Here is a 16,884-nt window from a genome sequence, read left to right on the forward strand (position 1 = left end):
TCGGCGCCAATCGCGAAACGAGGACGGCGATGAGTACGGCGAACCTGCTCTCGAATCGCTACGAGCTGGGGGACACCCTCGGCTACGGCGGGATGTCCGAGGTTCATCACGGCCATGACGTGCGGCTCGGCAGGGAGGTCGCCGTCAAGATCCTGCGCGCGGACCTCGCCCGCGACAGCGTGTTTCAGGAGCGGTTCCGCCGCGAAGCGCAGAACTCCGCCGCGCTCAACCATCCCGCGATCGTCGCCGTGTACGACACCGGCGAGACGGATTCCGAGTACGGTCCGCTGCCCTACATCGTCATGGAGTACGTCGAGGGTCGCACGCTCCGGGACATCATCAAGACAGAGGGTCCGCTGGAGCCGAGGCGCGCCATGGAGGTCATGGCGGACGTCTGCGCCGCGCTCGACTTCTCGCACCGGCACGGCATCGTGCACCGCGACGTCAAACCGGCGAACGTGATGATCAGCAAGACCGGTGCCGTGAAGGTGATGGACTTCGGTATCGCGCGCGCCATCCACGACGGCCAGGCCGCGATGACGCAGACCGCTGCCGTCATCGGCACCGCGCAGTACCTCTCACCGGAGCAGGCGCGCGGCGAGTCCGTCGACGCCCGCAGCGACGTCTACGCGGCGGGCTGTGTCCTCTACGAACTGCTCACGGGTCAGCCACCGTTCACCGGCGACTCCCCTGTCGCCGTCGCCTATCAGCACGTGCGAGAGGACGCGTCCGCACCGTCGCTGCTCAACCCGAACATCAGCCCCGAACTCGACGCTGTCGTGCTCAAGGCGCTCACCAAAGGGCCAGCCAACCGGTACCAATCCGCTGCCGAGATGCGCACCGACCTGGTGCGGGTGCTTTCCCAGCAGCGACCCGCGGCACCGATGGTGATGACCCCTGCCGACCGCACGCAGGTGATGGGCGCGGGTAGCTCACACCAGGAAGACTACGACGAGTACGCACAAGGCTACGACTACGACGACTACGCCGCCATCGAGGCTGAGGAACGCCAACGGCGCCGCAGGCGGATGATCGGCCTGCTCGCGCTACTCGGCGTCGCCATACTGGCCGCCATCCTGTGGCTGGCCGACCCCTTCGGCAGTGACAGCGACGTCGCCGCCGTGCCCAACATCGTCGGGCAGAAGGTCGACCCGGCCGAGATCGCGTTGCGCGAAGCGGGCTTCTCCGACATCGAGAAGGAAGGCGTCAAATGCATGCCGACCGCCTTCGGTGAGGCGGCCCCGTGTGACCCGCAGACTGATGTACAGCGGGTGATCGAGGTCAACCCAGCCGAGAACACCATGGTCGACGTCACGCAGACCATCACGCTGAAGTACGGGCTGCTGCCGGAGGAAATCCAGATGCCCAAGCTCGTCGGCAAGAAGCAGGCCGAGGCGGAGCGCATCATCGAACAGAACAACCTGCTGCTCGACCCGAACGTCAAAAAGGTCGAGAACACCGATCCAAACAAGACCGGCAAGGTCGCCAAGCAGACCCCTGCGGCGAACGAGTTCGTCGACGAGGGCTCGGTCGTCACGCTGTCGGTGTTCGCCAAACCGGAGATGGTGGAGGTCACCGACTACACCGGAGAGTCATTCGAGACGGCGGACGCCGGGCTGCGCGCGGTCGGTTTCGAAGTCAACCGGGTCGACGTCGACTCGGACCAGCCGGAAGGAACCGTTGTTGGCCAGGACCCGAACGACGGCAAGGCCGTGAAGGGCTCGGTCGTCACCGTCGAGGTGTCCAATGGCTCGCAACAGAAGATAGAGATGCCGGACGTCATCGACAAGACGGAGGACGAGGCGAAGCAGATTCTCGCCGACGCTGGGCATACCGGCAACGTCGAGGTAGTCAAGAACCCGGTGGACGACCCTGACCGGAACGGGCTGGTCAGCTCGTCGAACCCAGAGGTGGGTAACGACATGCGCCGGTCGGACTCCGTGACCCTCTACGTGGACGAGTACACCGAGGACGGCGGTGATGGCGGCAACGGTAACGGCGGGGGCGACGGCAACGGCATCTTGCCGGGCGACGGCCGAGGGGAAGACGGCTGACGCCACGCGCGCGCTCGGCCGCGAGTCCCGCGTTGTGGTGTCGCGAGTTCCGCGCTAGCCGGCGACGGCGGCTTGCTGCAGCGTCCGGGTGGCATCTTCCAGCTCGGTCACCCGGCCTTCCGGCACCGGATGACCAGCGAGCGCCATCCAGTTGGCCAGCATCCGATGCCCGCCTTCGGTGAGCACCGACTCCGGGTGGAACTGCACGCCCTCGATCGGTAGCTCACGGTGGCGCATGCCCATGACGATGCCCGATTCGGTACGCGCGGTGACGTCGAAGATGTCGGGCACGGTCTCCGGCAACACGGTTAGCGAGTGGTACCGGGTCGCGGTGAAGGGGCTCGGCAGCCCGGCGAGTACGCCGACGCCGGAGTGCAGCACCTGGCTGGTCTTGCCGTGTAGCAGCTCGGGCGCGCGATCGACGGTGCCGCCCCACACCGCCGCCATCGCCTGATGGCCGAGGCACACCCCCAGCGCGGGCAGCTCCCGCCGCGCGCACTCGCGGACGACGTCCATGCTCTGACCGGCGCGTTCCGGCGTGCCGGGGCCTGGCGAGACGAGCACCCCATCGACGTCGTCAAGCAGGTCGACGTCCACGACGTCGTTGCGCGACACCGTGCACTCCGCGCCTAGCTGGGCGAGGTACTGGACAAGGTTGTAAACGAAGCTGTCGTAGTTGTCGACAACGAGCACGCGCATGCGACCAGCGTATACGCCGTGTCATCACATAATCGCCGCGCCGGGGCCCGAACCCTATCGAGGGAGTGACCGACTTCTCAGGCCGCGCGACGGGCGCGACGTCGGCCACGCCGCGATACTGGGGACTGTCCGGGGCAATGGGAGCCGCGCGGCTCCCTGGTCGTCGAGCGAGGAGCGAGAATGACAGCTGAGCGCGCCCACGACATCGTGGTGTTCGGAGCGACCGGGTTCACCGGGCGACTGACGGCCGAATACCTCGCCGCGCACGCACCATCCGACTGCCGCTGGGCGCTCGCCGGGCGCAACCGCACCAAGCTGGAGGCAGTGCGGGCCAGGCTCTCCGAGATCAACCCGGATTGCGAGAAGCTGCCGCTGCTGCATGCCGACGCGAGCGATCCCGCGTCGCTGCGCGAGGTCGCCGCCAACACCCGTGTCGTGATCACCACGGTCGGCCCGTACATGACCTACGGCGAGCCACTGGTCGCCGCGTGTGCCGAGACTGGCACCGACTACCTCGACCTCACCGGCGAGCCGGAGTTCGCGGACCTGATGTACGTCCGCTACCAGGCGAAGGCCGTCGCGTCAGGCGCACGGATCATTCACGCCTGCGGCTTCGACTCCGTTCCGCACGACCTCGGCGCGTACTTCACGGTGCGGCAGTTGCCGCACGACCGGCCGATCCACGTCGACGGCTTCGTGCGTGGCGGTGGTCAGCCGTCCGGCGGCACGCTCGCCTCCGCGCTGGACATCCTGTCTCGCACCACGCAGACCCGCGATGCCGCCAAGCAGCGCAAGAAGATCGAGCCGACACCGTCCGGCCGGCGGGCGCGCGCGGTGGCAGGCAAGCCGAGGCGGGACGAGATCGCACGGTCATGGGTGGTGCCACTGCCCACCATCGACCCGCAGATCGTGGCGCGCTCCGCCCGCACCCTCGACGTCTACGGCCCCGACTTCACCTACAGCCACTACGCGGCGATCAAGCGCCTGCCGGTGCTGGCGGGCGGCGCGATCGGCGTCGGCGCGCTGGCTGGCTTGGCACAGATCGGGCCGCTTCGCGAACGGCTGAGCTCGCTTCGCAAGCCAGGCGAGGGACCGAGCGAGGAGCAGCGCTCGAAGTCATGGTTCACGGTGCGGTTCCACGGCACGGCGGGCGACGCCGAGGTCGTCACCGAGGTCTCCGGCGGTGATCCCGGTTACGGTGAGACGTCGAAGATGCTGGCGGAGTCCGCGCTGTGCCTGGCGTTCGACGATCTGCCGGAGCGGGCGGGCCAGCTCACCCCGGCAGCCGCGATGGGTGACGCGCTGATCGATCGACTGCGCAGGGCGGGTATCCGGTTCGAGGTGCTCGCCGGCAAGCCGGTGAATCCTCCGTCACGGCAGGTGACGCTCGGCTGACGTCGGCGGGCGTGAACCGCCATGCGTGGGTTTCCCACCTGGTGGACCTGTCACGTGCATCACGTTTTCACTTAGGGCACCCTTACTTACTCTGGTGTATATGACCAGAGCCCTGCGTGTTGCGATCGTCGGTGCTGGCCCGGCCGGGGTCTACGCCGCCGACATCCTGGACAAGTCCGACACGGACGTGAGCATCGACCTGTACGAGCGCATGCCCGCGCCGTTCGGCCTGATTCGCTACGGCGTCGCGCCGGACCACCCGCGCATCAAGGGCATCGTGACGGCGCTGCACAAGGTGCTTGACAAGCCGAGCATCCGACTGCTCGGCAACGTCGACTTCGGCACCGACCTGAAGCTGGACGACCTGCGCGAGTTCTACGACGCGGTCATCTTCTCCACCGGTGCCGCCGCCGACCGCGATCTGAATATCCCCGGTATCGAGAAGGACGGCAGCTACGGCGCGGCCGACTTCGTGTCCTGGTACGACGGTCACCCTGACGTCCCGCGCGAGTGGCCGCTGACCGCGAGGAGTGTGGCAGTGATCGGCGCGGGCAACGTCGCGCTCGACGTCGCGCGGATCCTCGCGAAGACGGCAGACGAGCTGGCGTCCACCGAGATCCCGGACAACGTCTACGCCGGGCTCAAGGCCAGCCCGGTCACCGATGTCCACGTCTTCGGCCGTCGCGGCCCCGCGCAGGCGAAGTTCACGCCGCAGGAGTTGCGGGAGCTGGACCACTCGCCGAACGTCGAGGTCATCGTGTACCCGGAGGACATCGAGTTCGACGAGGGCTCGATCGCCGAGATGCGCGCACACAAGCAGGTCGACATGGTCGTCAAGACACTGCAGGAGTGGGCCATCCGCGACGAGGGCGACCGGCCCAAGCGGCTGCACCTACACTTCTTCCACTCGCCCGTCGAGGTGCTCGGCGATGGCTCGGTCACCGGACTGCGGACCGAGCGCACCGAGCTGACAGGCGACGGGAACGTGCGCGGCACCGGCGAGCACCACGACTGGGACGTTCAGGCCGTCTACCGCGCGGTGGGCTACCTGTCGTCCCCGCTGCCCGAGGTGCCGTTCGACCACCAGACCGGCACCGTGCCGCACGAAGCGGGCCGCGTGCTCGACATCGACGGCGACCAGGTGCCCGGCGTGTACGTCACCGGCTGGATCAAGCGCGGCCCTGTCGGGCTGATCGGCCACACCAAGGGCGACGCGCAGGAGACGATCCGCAGTTTGCTCGCCGACATCGACTCGCTCACCCCAGCCGTCCAGCCGGACGAGGACGCGGTGCTGGAGTTCCTTGAGCAGCGTGGCGTCGAGTACACGACGTGGGACGGCTGGTACCAGCTCGACGCGCACGAGCGCTCGCTGGGCGAGGCCGAGGGCCGCGAGCGGAAGAAGGTCGTCGAGCGCGAGGAGATGGTGCGCGTCTCCCGCGCGTGAGCGCCTGCCGGAGACCACGTTGGGGCTGCCGCGCTCTACACCGAGACGTCGTTGAAGGGCAGCTGCGGCTCAAGCCACGGGAAGACGACGAACAACAGCACCGCGACGATCGTGATGATCAGCGCGATCGCGGTGAACAACCGGACCACGAGCGGCCCGGGCAGATGACGCCAGATCCAGCCGTACATCAGGCTCCCTTCGACAGATCGCCGCGGATGCTCACACCGGCATGCCAAGGCGGGGCGACCGCGCCGTCGCGAGCCGTCATACTGGCTCCCCGATCATCCCGAGCAGCGTCTGGTAGCTGCCCGCCTGTTGCTTCGGCACCTGGTTCACCAGCGCACCGTGGACGATCATCCGCTCGCTGTTGCCGTACTCGGGGTGACAGGTCGTCAGGGTTACCAGCGACGCCTGCTGCGCCTTCGGCAGCGGGTTATCCGGACGGTACGGCACCGGCGCGACGGCGTCGCCCCTGTCGGGCGTGACGATCCGGCGGCCGACCGTCCGGCTGTACGGCCCGCCCTCCGGCTGGTTCGGCTGGCGCAGCGACGGCACGCGGGCGCACCTGGGGTCACGTCGCTTGACGGTGTTCCAGTCGGCGACTTCTTCAGGCATCGGCATGACGCGGTAGACGAAGAAGTCCGTCTCGGTCTCCAGCACGATGGCGTCGCATGAGTTCAGCTTGTCGAGGTCGTTGAACGGCGCTCCCTTGCCGATCCGGTGACCAGCGATGCCGACGTTGCCGGGCTGCCCTGGTAGCGCGGTGTCCGGATAGTGCCCCGGCCCGACCTCGAGCTCGTCCGACCCCACACCCTCGACGATGACGAACTGGAAGTCCGTGCCGAAGCTGGGGATGTAGATCCGCGCGAAGCCGCTACCCTGCTGGGGTTTCGCTGGACGCTTCGCCTGCTTTTTGGGTTGGCTCGGCTGCTCCGCGACCGGGCCCGTCCAGGACTGCTCCAGTTCGTCGTTGATGCTGTCCTGTTTCTTCGCCGCGATGACGTCGGTGACGTACAGCGTGTATACGACGAAGAGCAGCACGACGATGCCCAAGGTGATCATGAGCTCGCCAAACGTCCGCACCACGACGACGAGGGCGCTGGTTCGCTGCCGCTGCCTGCTTCCCACGGCCTCTCCTCCTCGGCTCCCCCGTTCTCGGAACGTCGCGGTTACGTTAACGTGGTGGTAGACGACGGTTGCGGGCGCACCTGCGAAAAGTTTCCACTGGCACGAGTGCGAGCATCCCACCGTCAAGCGTGAAGGAGACTGACGAGCATGCCTAAGTCCAAGGTACGCAAGAAGACGGCGTACACACCGCCCGCGAACAAGAACACGGCGGTCAAAGTTCGCGCGCAGGGTCCGTCGCACCCGGTCTACCTGGCCGTGATGTTTGGCCTGATGCTGCTCGGGCTCGTCTGGATCGTGGTGAACTACCTGGCCGGCCACAAGATCGACTTCATGGCGGAACTCGGCAACTGGAACTTCGCGATCGGTTTCGCGCTGATGATCACCGGGTTGCTGATGACCATGCGATGGCGCTGAGAAGTGTGAATTACACCACTGTGTCGAATCCCCACTGTGGATAAGCCCTGTGGATAACCACCCTGATCAGGGAACCCATGTGGATAACCCAGGGTCATCCTGGGGACCGAAACCATCACTCCTTGGCGTCGGGGCCGCTCTGACGGTGTGCGCGGCGGCCGCGACCGTGTGGTTCGCGACCACCGCTGACCCGCAGAGCGCGCTGCTGATCGGCGTGTTCGCTGTCGCCTCTGCGATGGCGACCGGCTACGGCGCCCTGGTGCGTCCCCGGCTGCGCGCCGACGCCGACGGCGTGCGTGTCCGCACCCTCACCGGAACGGACTTCGCCCCATGGCCCGCGGTACACGCGCGCCTTGTGACCACCCGCAGGCTCGGCAGGGACGGCACCACCCTGGAGTTGGAGTTCGACGACGTCAGTGAGGAGCCGAGGCTCATCGTCCTCGGCTGGCTCGATCTCGGCGCCGATCCAGACGACGTCCTCGACGACCTCAACCGACTCAGGCGTTAGTGCCGGGCGCGAAGCAGTTCACCTGGGAACAGATGTAGTCCGTGGTGAGCTGAGCGTCGCGGGTCAGCACGATGCCGACCATCGCGGCGAGCAGCAGCACCGCCACCGTCGTCTGCATCGCCACCCTGCGCCGCTCCGGCGCGTAGACCATCGCCGCCGTCGCCAACGCGCCGATCACGAGGCCACCGAGGTGGCCGAGCAGCGAGATCGCCTCGATCTGCACGCTGATGAACAGGTTGATGGCGATGACGCCGATGACCGGCGTCGCGTTCAGCTTCAACCGCAACACGGCGACGAGCATCCCGCCCAGCACCCCATAGAGCGCGCCGGACGCGCCCGCCGTCGATTTCAGCAGGCTCTCGAACGTGAACACCGCGACACTGCCGCCGAGCAGTGACAGCAGGTAGACGACCGTGTAACGGATCTTGCCGAGCAGCAGCTCGAGGTCCCTGCCGAGTAGCCACAGCATCAGCATGTTCACCGCGAGGTGGAGCAGTCCGAAGTGCAGAAAACCCGACGTGACCAGCCGCCACCACTCACCGTTGACGGCGATGGCTGGTGTGAACAGCGTGCCCTCGGCGAACAACGGCGACGCCTGGTTGGCCATCACGCTTTGCGCCTGTGCCGCCGTCACGACGAACACGATGGCGTTGATCGCGATCAGCACCGGCGTCACGACGACGCGGGAGGACGCCCGTGCGCCAGCGACGGTTCGATATCCGAAACCAGCCTTGCGGTACGACGCGGCCCGCGCTTTGGCCTGCTTACGAGCCGAGTGAACGCAGTCGACACAGTGGTAGCCGACCGACGCTTCCCGCAGGCATTCCGGGCACGCTGGACGCTCGCACCGCGCACAGCGCAGCCCGGTCTGCCGATCCGGGTGCCACCAGCAGGTGTTCATCGTGTGCTGCTCCGCCTGCTCGGACACCGCCGTGTCAGTCCTCGTACTCGATGGAGACGCGCTCGATCACGATGTCTTCGAGAGGCCGGTCCGCCGTGCCGGTCGCCGTGGTGGCGATCGAGTCGACGACGTCGCGGGACTCCTGGTCGGCGACCTCTCCGAAGATCGTGTGCTTGAAGTTCAGGTGCGGCGTGCGCGCGACCGTGATGAAGAACTGCGAGCCGTTCGTACCGGGGCCCGCGTTGGCCATCGCCAGCAGGTAGGGCCGGTCGAACTGCAGCTCGGGATGGAACTCATCGCCGAAGCGGTAACCGGGACCGCCGCGCCCCGTGCCGGTCGGGTCGCCGCCCTGGATCATGAAGCCCTCGATGACCCGGTGAAAGATCGAACCGTCGTAGAACGGGCCTTCGGTCTCATTTTTAGCATTCGGCTGCGAGTAGTACTTCGTGCCGTCCGCGAGGCCTGCGAAGTTCGCGACCGTTTTCGGCGCATGATCCGGAAAGAGCTTCAGGTTGATGTCGCCGAGAGTGGTATGCAGCGTTGCCTTGACCGCTCGGCCGGGCGATTGATTGCTTTCAGTCACCCAATCATCGTGCCATCACGAGCGAAGAAGCGTGTCAACGGGCAGGATGGGTACTGGCAGATACGTCGTGACAACCGATTGTTGAGGTGAAGGCCATGACGACGGCCACGGAGAAACTGGCCGGCACTATCTCGTCTGGCGCCGAATCGGTGCGTGACGAGGCCGGAAAGACGACTCGCCGCGCTCGCAAGCAGTTCAAGAAGGCGGCGAAGCAGACCAAGAAGGACCTCGCCACCAGCGCCAAGAAGGCTAGGAAAGCCGCGAAGGAGGACACGGAGAAGATCAGGGCCGACGTGATGGAAGCGGCGCACCAGGCACGTGAGCAGCTCCAGGAAGAGTGGGACACCCGCAAGACGGCATGGCAGGAGGAGGCCGAGAAGCGCTCCCGTAAGGACCGCAAGAAGGCCAGGAAGCAGCAGGAGGACTCCCAGCCGAAGTCCCGCAAGGACCGCAAGAAGGCCTACAAGGACCTGAAGAAGCAAGCCGCGGAGCAGAAGAAGCGCCGCAAGGAACACGAGATGAGCAGGTCAGAGGCCAAGTCGGCGGCCAAGGAGCTGAAGGCGGCCGCCAAGGCGGCGAAGAAGGGCCAGGATGCGGCGTCCGGCAAGGGCGCGAAGAAGCGCCGCTGGCCGCTCGTCATCGGACTCGGCGCTGTCGCCGCTGGCGCGGCCTACGCGATGCGGCCCAAGTCAGAGCCACCACTCTCGCTGGTGCCGCCGAGGTCGGACGACGGGGCGACAGGCACGTCCGGCGCCACGTCGTCTAGCGGTGCGCAGCAGGCGCCGCAGCAACGCAACGGCCAGCAGGACACGGAGGCGTCGACCGGCAAGCAGTCCTGACGGCATACGAAAGGGGCGGGAAACGACGTTGGTTCCCGCCCCTTTTCTGTGCGTTGCCTGATGCGGCTGTGCTACTTGGGCCGCTCAGGCAGTGTGCTTCTCGATGACCGCGCCGAGCCGGGGAAGCGCCTCCTCGACGTTCTTCTTCCCACTCGGACGCAGCTTGTCGTAGACCTTCTTGATCGACTCACGGCTGGAGCGCTCGGCACGCGCGTCGGTGACGGAGAGCAGCGCGTCCGCCACCTCGTCCGAACGCGAGCTGAAGTAGTCACCGAGCGAGCCGCTGCCCGATGCGGCGTACTCGGCGTAGAACGGCTCCAGCTTCTCGGTGAATTCGTCGAGCAGCGAGTCAACGGCGTCCGAGATGATGCCCGGCTTGAGCTTCTTCACGACGCCGTAGCCGCTCTTGATGGCGATGCCCTTGTCGTCGACCTCGTCGTCGATCATCTGAGCGAAGTCGGCGACGACCTGGGGTCGCTTCGACGAGTCGAGCAATGCTGCCTTGAGCGTTTGAGTCACGGATTCCCGCCTTCCGATGCTGACAAGCTATACGAGGGGTAACTCACACGAGTGTGTGAGCGCGCGGGACAACCTAGTACAGGGCTCCAACTCGCCCGAAGCGGGTACCCAGCCGCGGTCACCGTGCGTGTGTAGTACGTTACTGGGCTCGCGACATGCTAGTTGGCTCGATCAGGTGGTGTCGTTAGCGCTGTCGAGCGCTCGCCCAGCGCCTGCCGAGTAGCAGCAGGATACCGCCGATGAGCACGGCGGCCAGCCCACCAAGCACCGGCAGGGTCGCGTTCACACCCGTCGTCGGCAACGTCTCAGGAGCCGCCTCAGGCGCTTCCCCGCCTGCTGGCGGCTGGGTTTCCCCCGGCGGCGTTGGCGCTGGCGGAGTCGACGTCTCAGGCGGCGTTGTGTCCGTCGTGGTGGGTGGTTCCGTCGTTGTCGTCGGTGTGCCTTCCGGTGGTGTCGTCTCCGGTGGAGTGGTTTCCGGCGGCGTGGTTTCCGGCGGCGTCGTGGGTGGCTGCTCCTGGCACGAGGTGTGCGCGGGGTTGCTCTTGCCGATTCCGCTGTTGGTGTCGCACTCGTAGCCCGCGTTCGGGTCGGAGCCGCCTGGCATCTGCCCCGGCGGGTTCTTGTTGTCGGCCTTACCGACGCAGCCAGCACAGGGCTTGCCCTTCGCCTTGCCGTCGCCGTTGCCGTTTCGCGACGGCGAGCCGTCGCGGGTGGAGTCATACGGGCCGTGGGTATTGGCGCCATTACCGGAGTAGTCGGCGTTCGACGGCGGCTGCGGGCTATTGGTGTCCTCGCTGGACGGCTTGCCCTGGGACGACGTGCCTTGCGGTGACTGCCCCTTACCGCGATTGGACCGTGGCTTGCCCTTCTCGTCGGGCTTGCCGGTGTCGTCGGGCTTACCCTGCGCTGAGGCCGAGGCCTCCGCGCCGTTGCCGTTGCCACTTGGCTCCGCGCCCGCTCCCGCGGCCACGAAACCAAAGGTGAGGACGATGGCCGTGGCGGACACAGCGGCGACGCGCGCGGCGCCCCTCATGACCGAGCTCCTCATGATTCCTCCCGACGATCCGGGCTGATCGATTTGATCGCTTCACCCCGTATGTCGTTCTCACCAGAAGATCGTTACTCCGATCGCCTGAGCGACTACGCCGTATGCCGCCCTCGGCGGCGTCGGAACAGCGGTCACGTGGGGAGGGCGTTCACAGCCGTTTCGCCGAACGGAACGCGCGAGAATACAAACCACCGCTGTCAAGCAACGAGGCCCCACCGACGTCGCTCATGGTAGGTCCGTCGACCTTGGCGCGACTGGACAGGAAACGGTGATGCCCCTCGGTGTCGATGCCGAGATAGATGCCCACGTGGTCCAGCCGAGGGCCTGTGGTGGGATCGTTATCGAAGAACAGCAGGTCGCCCGGCTGAAGCCTGCCATAGGCGGTGGCTTTGACCTGCCGGTCGGGGATGATCTGAATCCCGGGGCCGACGGTACCGATCTCGTGAGCCCGCCGCGGCAACGCGGCCGTGGCCGTCGCGGTGGATGACAACGGGTAACCGCCCCGGTAGCCATAGACCAGCCGAACGTAACCTGAGCAGTCCACCGCGCCGTAACGACGCCGTTCCGGGTACTGCACCCCTTCAGCACCGAAGTCCCAGCTGATGCCGAGGTAGTCGTAGAAGTCGTTCTGCTGGTCACGACCGATCCTGCTCTCCGGATTGAGCGGCCCGAACGAGGCATCACCCCGCGTCCGTACGCCGTTGGCATCGCGCTTGTCGGGGACGCCGTCGACGTACTGCATGCCGATAGCCAGCAAGTCTGGCTGGCGACCAGACATCTTCTTCCGCAGCCAATCGCCAAACCACGGCTCGGATCGCATTCCCTGCTGCCAGGGTCGCGGCAGCAGGTGCACGTATGCGGTCGTGTTGACCGCCGCACCAGGGAACTGGTCCTCCGCCAGCCTGCGCCGCGCGCCATACGTCACTACGGTGCGCGCCCCGTCAGTCAACGTCGCGCGCACTCTCCCATCGGCGTCGCGCACGACCGTCCTGGCCGGATCGGCGATCCGCTCGTAGGTGAAGTCGCCCGCGCTCACATTCGCCGCCGCGAACTCGGCTTGCGGCTGCCGGTTCACCGTCAGCCCTTCTGGGGCCATTACCGCAGCCGTCTGCTGGGGCTCCTCGTCGTCGCCCAGCATGGTCACCACCACGCCTGAAACGGCGATGACAACCGCGAGTACCGTGATCTCGGCGGCTTTGCCCCCGCCTCGTCGCGCTCGACGCACGTCCCGCTCTCCCTTCTTTCTCGTCACCGCCGGCATCACAATGTCGGCAGGACGCCTACAAGCACTCCGCTAGCCAGCACGCCGTACCCGGCGAGGCTGACCGTGGCCGTGGCAGCCAGAGTCGCGACCGGTGGCTGCCTTACCAGTTGGTACGCGATCAGTCCTGGCACTACGAAGCCAAGCGTCTGATGCGCGAAGACCAACGGAAAATCCTGTTGCACGATCATGAAGAACGTCGTCTGCAACACCACGCCGAGCAGCACGACGGCGGCGAAGAGCCGCTTACCGTAGAGGATCACCAACCGCTGCAAGACGCGGGTCCCGGCGTAGGTCAGCGCGGTGACCAGGACGATGATCGCGATCTTGCGCAGGTCCTCGACCATGGTCAGCCCTAGCCAGCCAGGTGTGATCATCCCTCCCGGCGAGAGGTTGGTCGTCAGGTAGCACACCAGCGAGAACACCAGCCCGATGGCCAGCCCCAAGGTCGCTACCTCCGGGCTGAGCGACCCCGAGATCACCGCAGCACCCCCGTCCGCACCGGCTCTCCCACGGTCTTCGACGCCGCCAGCCGTTCAATCAGTACTTCGCCTTGCCCGTGGATATTGCCGATCGCCACGAGGGACCCGGCCGACCCGAGGCTGTTCGCGACGTCAGCCAGCACCGCGTCGATGTCTGGGTTGTCACCGCGATCGAGTACACGGTCCTGCCACCCGCTCGGGATGGTGCTCCGTGCGCTGCGGACCGGCTCTCCGATCAGCACCACACCGTCTGGGTCAATATCGGCGATGAGAGAGCCCATCTGCTGGTTACGCTCCATGCGGTCGGGCCTGCAATTGATCACGACGTGCAGCGGCCGTGCGATGGCCCGCTGCGCGAGGAGCCGTCGGATGTTCATCAGCGTGGATTCCGGATCGTTCGCGGCGAACACGTTGGCGAATCGCAGCGACGTGCCGTGCACGGTGTACTCCTCGACACTCAGCGCACCAGGATCCGGCGGCGCCGCGATCATGCCGATGAGCGCGTCGCGCCTGCTGACACCAAGCAGCTCGGCCACCTTCAGCGCGATAGCGACGTTTTCCTTGAACATGATGGAGCGAAAACCGCGCATCTCGTCGTCTGATACCGATTCCGGATCCACCGCGATCAGCTGGCAGTCGCGGGCGTTAGCCTCTTCGCGCAGGATCGGCAGCCGCTCACGTTCCGCGGTGACACAGACACCACCGATCGGCATCGAGCGGCTCAGCGAGCGGGCGACATCGTCCAACGTCGGGCCCATCTCGTCCAGGTGGTCTTCCCGTACGTTGCACAACACACCGATCGTGGAGCGAATGAGCTTCTCCTGGTTGACTTCCTGCAATGCCGGGTTGACAGCCATGCACTCGATGACGAGCGCCGCTGGCCGGTACGCGGCGGCGTTGCGGACGATCCCGATTTGTTCGACGACATTGGCGATGCCGAACTTGCGATACACCGGCACCTCACTGGCGTCCGGATAGATGAAGCGAGCCGCGGTGCCTGTCGTCTTGGCGACGGTCGTCATACCACCGCCGCGCAGGGCACCCGCGCACAATCGCGTGATGGAGCTCTTGCCTCGGATGCCGTTGACGAGCACGCGGTGCGGAATCGACTCAAGGTGGGTGTAATGCCTGCGCTGCTCGACGATGCCCGCGACGAGCAGACAGGCCGACACGGAAAGGAGCACGACGTAGAGGAACAACATCTCGGCTATCCCCGTCCTTGATCGCCCGCGTCACGGGGCGGAACACGCATGGGGCGACGGGGTGGTGGTGCGGGTGACCTCCCGGAACGCGGTGCGGACGCTCCGGGGCCAGCGGGCTGGCGACTCGGGGGCTGCGGATAGCCGGGGCGAGGCACCTGCTGGCGTGGGGCAGCGTCAGCACGCGGCCGCACTGGCCGCACCGGTCGCAGCTGGCGGGTACGCAATTCCGCTGGCCCGAGTTGGCGCAGCGTGCCGAGCTGGTCCGGTCCGCGGAGCAGGGCTCGGCGACATACCTCGAGGCAAACCGCGACCGCACCGATCTCATCGTGCCGCTGCGGGTACAGCACGATATCCCTCGGCGACCGCAGCATCGTTTCGGCCGACGCACCGAGCTCCTGCAACGGTCTGACGAACACGAAGAAGTGCCAGCCGCCGATGATGACGGCGACGAGCGCGACGAGCAGTGCGATGGTCAACGCCGCACGGCGCTGTTCGATGGCGGGCAGCGCCAACTCCACGATGGGCTTCTGCGCTACCGCTCTCCACCCCAGCTCGGCGGCGCCGCCATCGGCGATCGGCGCGACAGCGATGATCTCGGCGTCGATGCCGGTGCCGTAGACACCGGCCGCCACGGGGCTGCCGGCTACTTCGGCCAGCAGGGACTCGACGCCATCGTTGGTGACCCGCTCGAACGCGATGAAGCCATCCGTGTCAGCGATGACGCGCTCACCCGCGTCGACCAGCCGGACGTGACCATGCCGTTCCCGTACCAGGTGGAGCAGATACGAGACATCGAATTCGGCTACCAGCACGTGTCCGGAGTCTCCGAGCGAGGCGTGCGCGTAGACGATCGGCACACGACCACTGGTGTTGGCTTGCCGGACGCCGTCGCCCTCGGGTACCTCGTCCACGGCGAAGCGTGGCCGCTGACCCCACACCGAAACGACGTCGCCCTCGTCGGCGACCACCGATACCGATCGGTATCGCGACATGCGCGACAGTTCGCGCAACGGAGCATCGACGTCGTCCGGCGCGGCGGCGTCAGTCCCCGCGATGTCGCGCAGGTCCGCGACCCCGCGATCGAGCACGTCAGAGACGGACGCACTTAGTCGTCGCACCTCATCGGCGGTGTCGGTCACCAACCGCTCGGGGACACCCGGGTCGCGACCGAACGCCACCAAGACGTAGCAAGACCACCCGAGCGCGGCCACGACGAAGCCGACGACAACCGTACTCGCGGATATCCGGACCCAGGGAAAGCGCATATCACGAGTTCGCTCGGTCCCACCCAACCCAAGGCGCACCCGGTCAAGCACACCGGTGAGCTTGTCGATCTCGCGTATGCGGGAGCGACGGATCGCGTTGCCAAGCCCACCAACCGCGACCACAAGTGAGTCTGCCCGCAGCCTCCGCACGGGCCGCACGATGCACAGCCGGAGGGCCAGGAAACCCGCTACCGCGAGGCCGGCCAGGACCGCGAGCACGGCGGCAGCGTCGCCATCTTGGCGTGCTCGCTGGGCTTCGACGTCACCCATGAGCACGACATGGATCGCCGCGGTCTCGGCGTCACCCAATGCTGCATAGGTTGTCACCCGAGCGCGCTCGCCGGGCGCATCCCCTGTGTCCTCGGCGTCCCCCGGCGGTGCACCTTCCCGCAACGGGGTGACGAAGCTGCCCGCGGACCCACGCGTCGCGGCGGTACGCACGCGGCCCGCTGCTCGGTCGGACACACTGGGCTTACGCGTAAGCCCGGATGCGGCGAACACCTCACCTTCGGAAACAAGCAGCATCGTGCGGTCCTCGCCGACCAATCGGGCGTCGGAAGTCACGTCGATACGAGTGATCGCTGCTAGCAGCGACGAGTCGGCGCGACGATCGAGCGGCATAGCCACAACGAAATCCACCGCGGATCCGCCAGTGGCGGCCGGGATGATGGCCGGGCGGTCAAGCGACCGCGCCGTCGATGGCGGGAGCGGTACCGGCGCGCCGTGGCCGGCTCGCAGCTTCCCGCGTTCGCGGCCGAACAGTGCGACGCCGTGCCACTGAGCGCCGCGCGCCACGTTCTTAACCAGCCGTGCCGGCTGGGCAAAGTGCGCGTCTTCAGCCGCGTCAACCGCAGCCCGCAACTCCGTTACCGCATCCTGCGCCTGCTCGGTGAACATATCCGCGAGGTCACGGGTCAGACCCATCTGAGAGTCCACAACGGCCGTGGCCACCACTTCATCGGAACGATCGGCGCCGACCAGCAGCCATCCGCCTCCTGCCAGCACCAAGAGCAGAATCAGCGCGATGGCGCTTGGCACGGCTACGCCGCTGGGAAATCCCGCCTGTGGAATCTGCTTCCGGAACTCACTAGCTTCAACCGCGCTCGTCACGGCACGCTGCGACGCTCCGCGTCGTCGAACGC

At 66.8% G+C, this 16,884-nt stretch carries 17 protein-coding genes; 6 read left to right on the forward strand and 11 right to left on the reverse strand.

The features are described 5' to 3' along the window. The first annotated feature begins 29 nt into the window (after positions 1-29). On the forward strand, positions 30-2,054 hold the full coding sequence (gene pknB, locus ACFQGD_RS00665) for a Stk1 family PASTA domain-containing Ser/Thr kinase (RefSeq protein ID WP_345392134.1): 2,025 nt from the start codon (positions 30-32) through the stop codon (positions 2,052-2,054). A 54-nt stretch (positions 2,055-2,108) separates the two neighbouring features. On the opposite strand, the gene ACFQGD_RS00670 is transcribed toward pknB, so the two are convergent. Then, the gene (locus ACFQGD_RS00670) at positions 2,109-2,753 is read right to left on the reverse strand and encodes an aminodeoxychorismate/anthranilate synthase component II (protein WP_345392137.1); all 645 of its coding nucleotides are present in this window, start codon (positions 2,751-2,753) and stop codon (positions 2,109-2,111) included. A 180-nt stretch (positions 2,754-2,933) separates the two neighbouring features. Between ACFQGD_RS00670 and ACFQGD_RS00675 the strand changes: the two genes are divergently transcribed. Together ACFQGD_RS00675 and ACFQGD_RS00680 are read left to right on the forward strand one after the other, a co-directional pair. Beyond that, positions 2,934-4,148 carry a saccharopine dehydrogenase family protein gene (locus ACFQGD_RS00675; RefSeq protein WP_345392140.1) on the forward strand — a complete coding sequence of 405 codons (1,215 nt, stop codon included), beginning with the start codon at positions 2,934-2,936 and terminating at the stop codon, positions 4,146-4,148. A gap of 100 nt (positions 4,149-4,248) precedes the next feature. After that, a complete protein-coding gene (locus tag ACFQGD_RS00680) occupies positions 4,249-5,592 on the forward strand; it encodes an FAD-dependent oxidoreductase (protein WP_345392143.1) in 1,344 nt (447 codons plus the stop codon). A 35-nt stretch (positions 5,593-5,627) separates the two neighbouring features. Here ACFQGD_RS00680 and ACFQGD_RS00685 read toward each other — a convergent pair whose 3' ends face one another. Together ACFQGD_RS00685 and ACFQGD_RS00690 are read right to left on the reverse strand one after the other, a co-directional pair. Further along, the gene (locus ACFQGD_RS00685) at positions 5,628-5,780 is read right to left on the reverse strand and encodes a hypothetical protein (RefSeq protein WP_345392146.1); all 153 of its coding nucleotides are present in this window, start codon (positions 5,778-5,780) and stop codon (positions 5,628-5,630) included. Positions 5,781-5,856: 76 nt separating this feature from the next. Next, positions 5,857-6,720, reverse strand: a complete 864-nt coding sequence (locus ACFQGD_RS00690; protein ID WP_345392149.1) for a class E sortase — start codon at positions 6,718-6,720, stop codon at positions 5,857-5,859. A gap of 147 nt (positions 6,721-6,867) precedes the next feature. Here ACFQGD_RS00690 and crgA point away from each other — a divergent pair, with 147 nt between their 5' ends. Then, the gene (crgA, locus tag ACFQGD_RS00695; protein WP_345392152.1) at positions 6,868-7,134 is read left to right on the forward strand and encodes a cell division protein CrgA; all 267 of its coding nucleotides are present in this window, start codon (positions 6,868-6,870) and stop codon (positions 7,132-7,134) included. A 79-nt stretch (positions 7,135-7,213) separates the two neighbouring features. After that, positions 7,214-7,642 carry a PH domain-containing protein gene (locus ACFQGD_RS00700; protein ID WP_345392155.1) on the forward strand — a complete coding sequence of 143 codons (429 nt, stop codon included), beginning with the start codon at positions 7,214-7,216 and terminating at the stop codon, positions 7,640-7,642. Here the strand turns inward: ACFQGD_RS00700 and ACFQGD_RS00705 are convergent. Both ACFQGD_RS00705 and ACFQGD_RS00710 read right to left on the reverse strand, forming a co-directional pair. Continuing rightward, on the reverse strand, positions 7,632-8,570 hold the full coding sequence (locus ACFQGD_RS00705) for a rhomboid family intramembrane serine protease (RefSeq protein WP_345392158.1): 939 nt from the start codon (positions 8,568-8,570) through the stop codon (positions 7,632-7,634). The two genes, ACFQGD_RS00700 and ACFQGD_RS00705, sit on opposite strands and share 11 nt — an antisense overlap. 7 nt (positions 8,571-8,577) lie before the next feature. Continuing rightward, positions 8,578-9,126: a peptidylprolyl isomerase gene (locus ACFQGD_RS00710; protein WP_345392161.1), complete on the reverse strand. Its 549-nt coding sequence runs from the start codon at positions 9,124-9,126 to the stop codon at positions 8,578-8,580. A 95-nt stretch (positions 9,127-9,221) separates the two neighbouring features. Here ACFQGD_RS00710 and ACFQGD_RS00715 point away from each other — a divergent pair, with 95 nt between their 5' ends. After that, entirely contained in the window at positions 9,222-9,965 is a 744-nt protein-coding gene (locus tag ACFQGD_RS00715) for a hypothetical protein (protein ID WP_345392164.1), read from the forward strand. A gap of 84 nt (positions 9,966-10,049) precedes the next feature. Here ACFQGD_RS00715 and ACFQGD_RS00720 read toward each other — a convergent pair whose 3' ends face one another. The 6 genes from ACFQGD_RS00720 to ACFQGD_RS00745 all read right to left on the reverse strand — a co-directional run bounded on the left by ACFQGD_RS00720 (position 10,050) and on the right by ACFQGD_RS00745 (position 16,852). Then, positions 10,050-10,484, reverse strand: a complete 435-nt coding sequence (locus tag ACFQGD_RS00720) for a DUF6918 family protein (protein ID WP_345392167.1) — start codon at positions 10,482-10,484, stop codon at positions 10,050-10,052. A gap of 184 nt (positions 10,485-10,668) precedes the next feature. Beyond that, positions 10,669-11,517 (reverse strand): hypothetical protein, encoded by an 849-nt coding sequence (locus ACFQGD_RS00725; RefSeq protein ID WP_345392170.1) that lies wholly within the window; start codon positions 11,515-11,517, stop codon positions 10,669-10,671. A gap of 163 nt (positions 11,518-11,680) precedes the next feature. After that, a complete protein-coding gene (locus ACFQGD_RS00730; RefSeq protein ID WP_390220999.1) occupies positions 11,681-12,784 on the reverse strand; it encodes an NlpC/P60 family protein in 1,104 nt (367 codons plus the stop codon). An 8-nt stretch (positions 12,785-12,792) separates the two neighbouring features. Beyond that, on the reverse strand, positions 12,793-13,275 hold the full coding sequence (locus tag ACFQGD_RS00735) for a poly-gamma-glutamate biosynthesis protein PgsC/CapC (RefSeq protein WP_345392176.1): 483 nt from the start codon (positions 13,273-13,275) through the stop codon (positions 12,793-12,795). Beyond that, positions 13,272-14,477, reverse strand: coding sequence for a poly-gamma-glutamate synthase PgsB (pgsB, locus tag ACFQGD_RS00740; RefSeq protein ID WP_345392179.1), 1,206 nt, complete (start codon positions 14,475-14,477; stop codon positions 13,272-13,274). The genes ACFQGD_RS00735 and pgsB overlap by 4 nt, the downstream gene beginning before the upstream one ends. Before the next feature lie 5 nt (positions 14,478-14,482). Further along, positions 14,483-16,852: a cache domain-containing protein gene (locus ACFQGD_RS00745; RefSeq protein WP_345392182.1), complete on the reverse strand. Its 2,370-nt coding sequence runs from the start codon at positions 16,850-16,852 to the stop codon at positions 14,483-14,485. Between the last annotated feature and the right edge of the window lie 32 nt (positions 16,853-16,884).

The sequence above is a fragment of the Haloechinothrix salitolerans genome (assembly GCF_042662605.1).
GTDB classification, from domain to species: Bacteria; Actinomycetota; Actinomycetes; order Mycobacteriales; family Pseudonocardiaceae; genus Haloechinothrix_A; species Haloechinothrix_A salitolerans.

What these genes read in the sequence shown, in the direction of transcription:
- ACFQGD_RS00725 (WP_345392170.1), bottom strand. Translation starts at nt 11,517, where the DNA reads ATGAGGGGCGCCGCGCGCGTCGCCGCTGTGTCCGCCACGGCCATCGTC.
- ACFQGD_RS00675 (WP_345392140.1), top strand. Translation starts at nt 2,934, where the DNA reads ATGACAGCTGAGCGCGCCCACGACATCGTGGTGTTCGGAGCGACCGGG.
- ACFQGD_RS00670 (WP_345392137.1), bottom strand. Translation starts at nt 2,753, where the DNA reads ATGCGCGTGCTCGTTGTCGACAACTACGACAGCTTCGTTTACAACCTT.
- pknB (WP_345392134.1), top strand. Translation starts at nt 30, where the DNA reads ATGAGTACGGCGAACCTGCTCTCGAATCGCTACGAGCTGGGGGACACC.
- ACFQGD_RS00685 (WP_345392146.1), bottom strand. Translation starts at nt 5,780, where the DNA reads ATGTACGGCTGGATCTGGCGTCATCTGCCCGGGCCGCTCGTGGTCCGG.
- crgA (WP_345392152.1), top strand. Translation starts at nt 6,868, where the DNA reads ATGCCTAAGTCCAAGGTACGCAAGAAGACGGCGTACACACCGCCCGCG.
- ACFQGD_RS00680 (WP_345392143.1), top strand. Translation starts at nt 4,249, where the DNA reads ATGACCAGAGCCCTGCGTGTTGCGATCGTCGGTGCTGGCCCGGCCGGG.
- ACFQGD_RS00715 (WP_345392164.1), top strand. Translation starts at nt 9,222, where the DNA reads ATGACGACGGCCACGGAGAAACTGGCCGGCACTATCTCGTCTGGCGCC.
- pgsB (WP_345392179.1), bottom strand. Translation starts at nt 14,477, where the DNA reads ATGTTGTTCCTCTACGTCGTGCTCCTTTCCGTGTCGGCCTGTCTGCTC.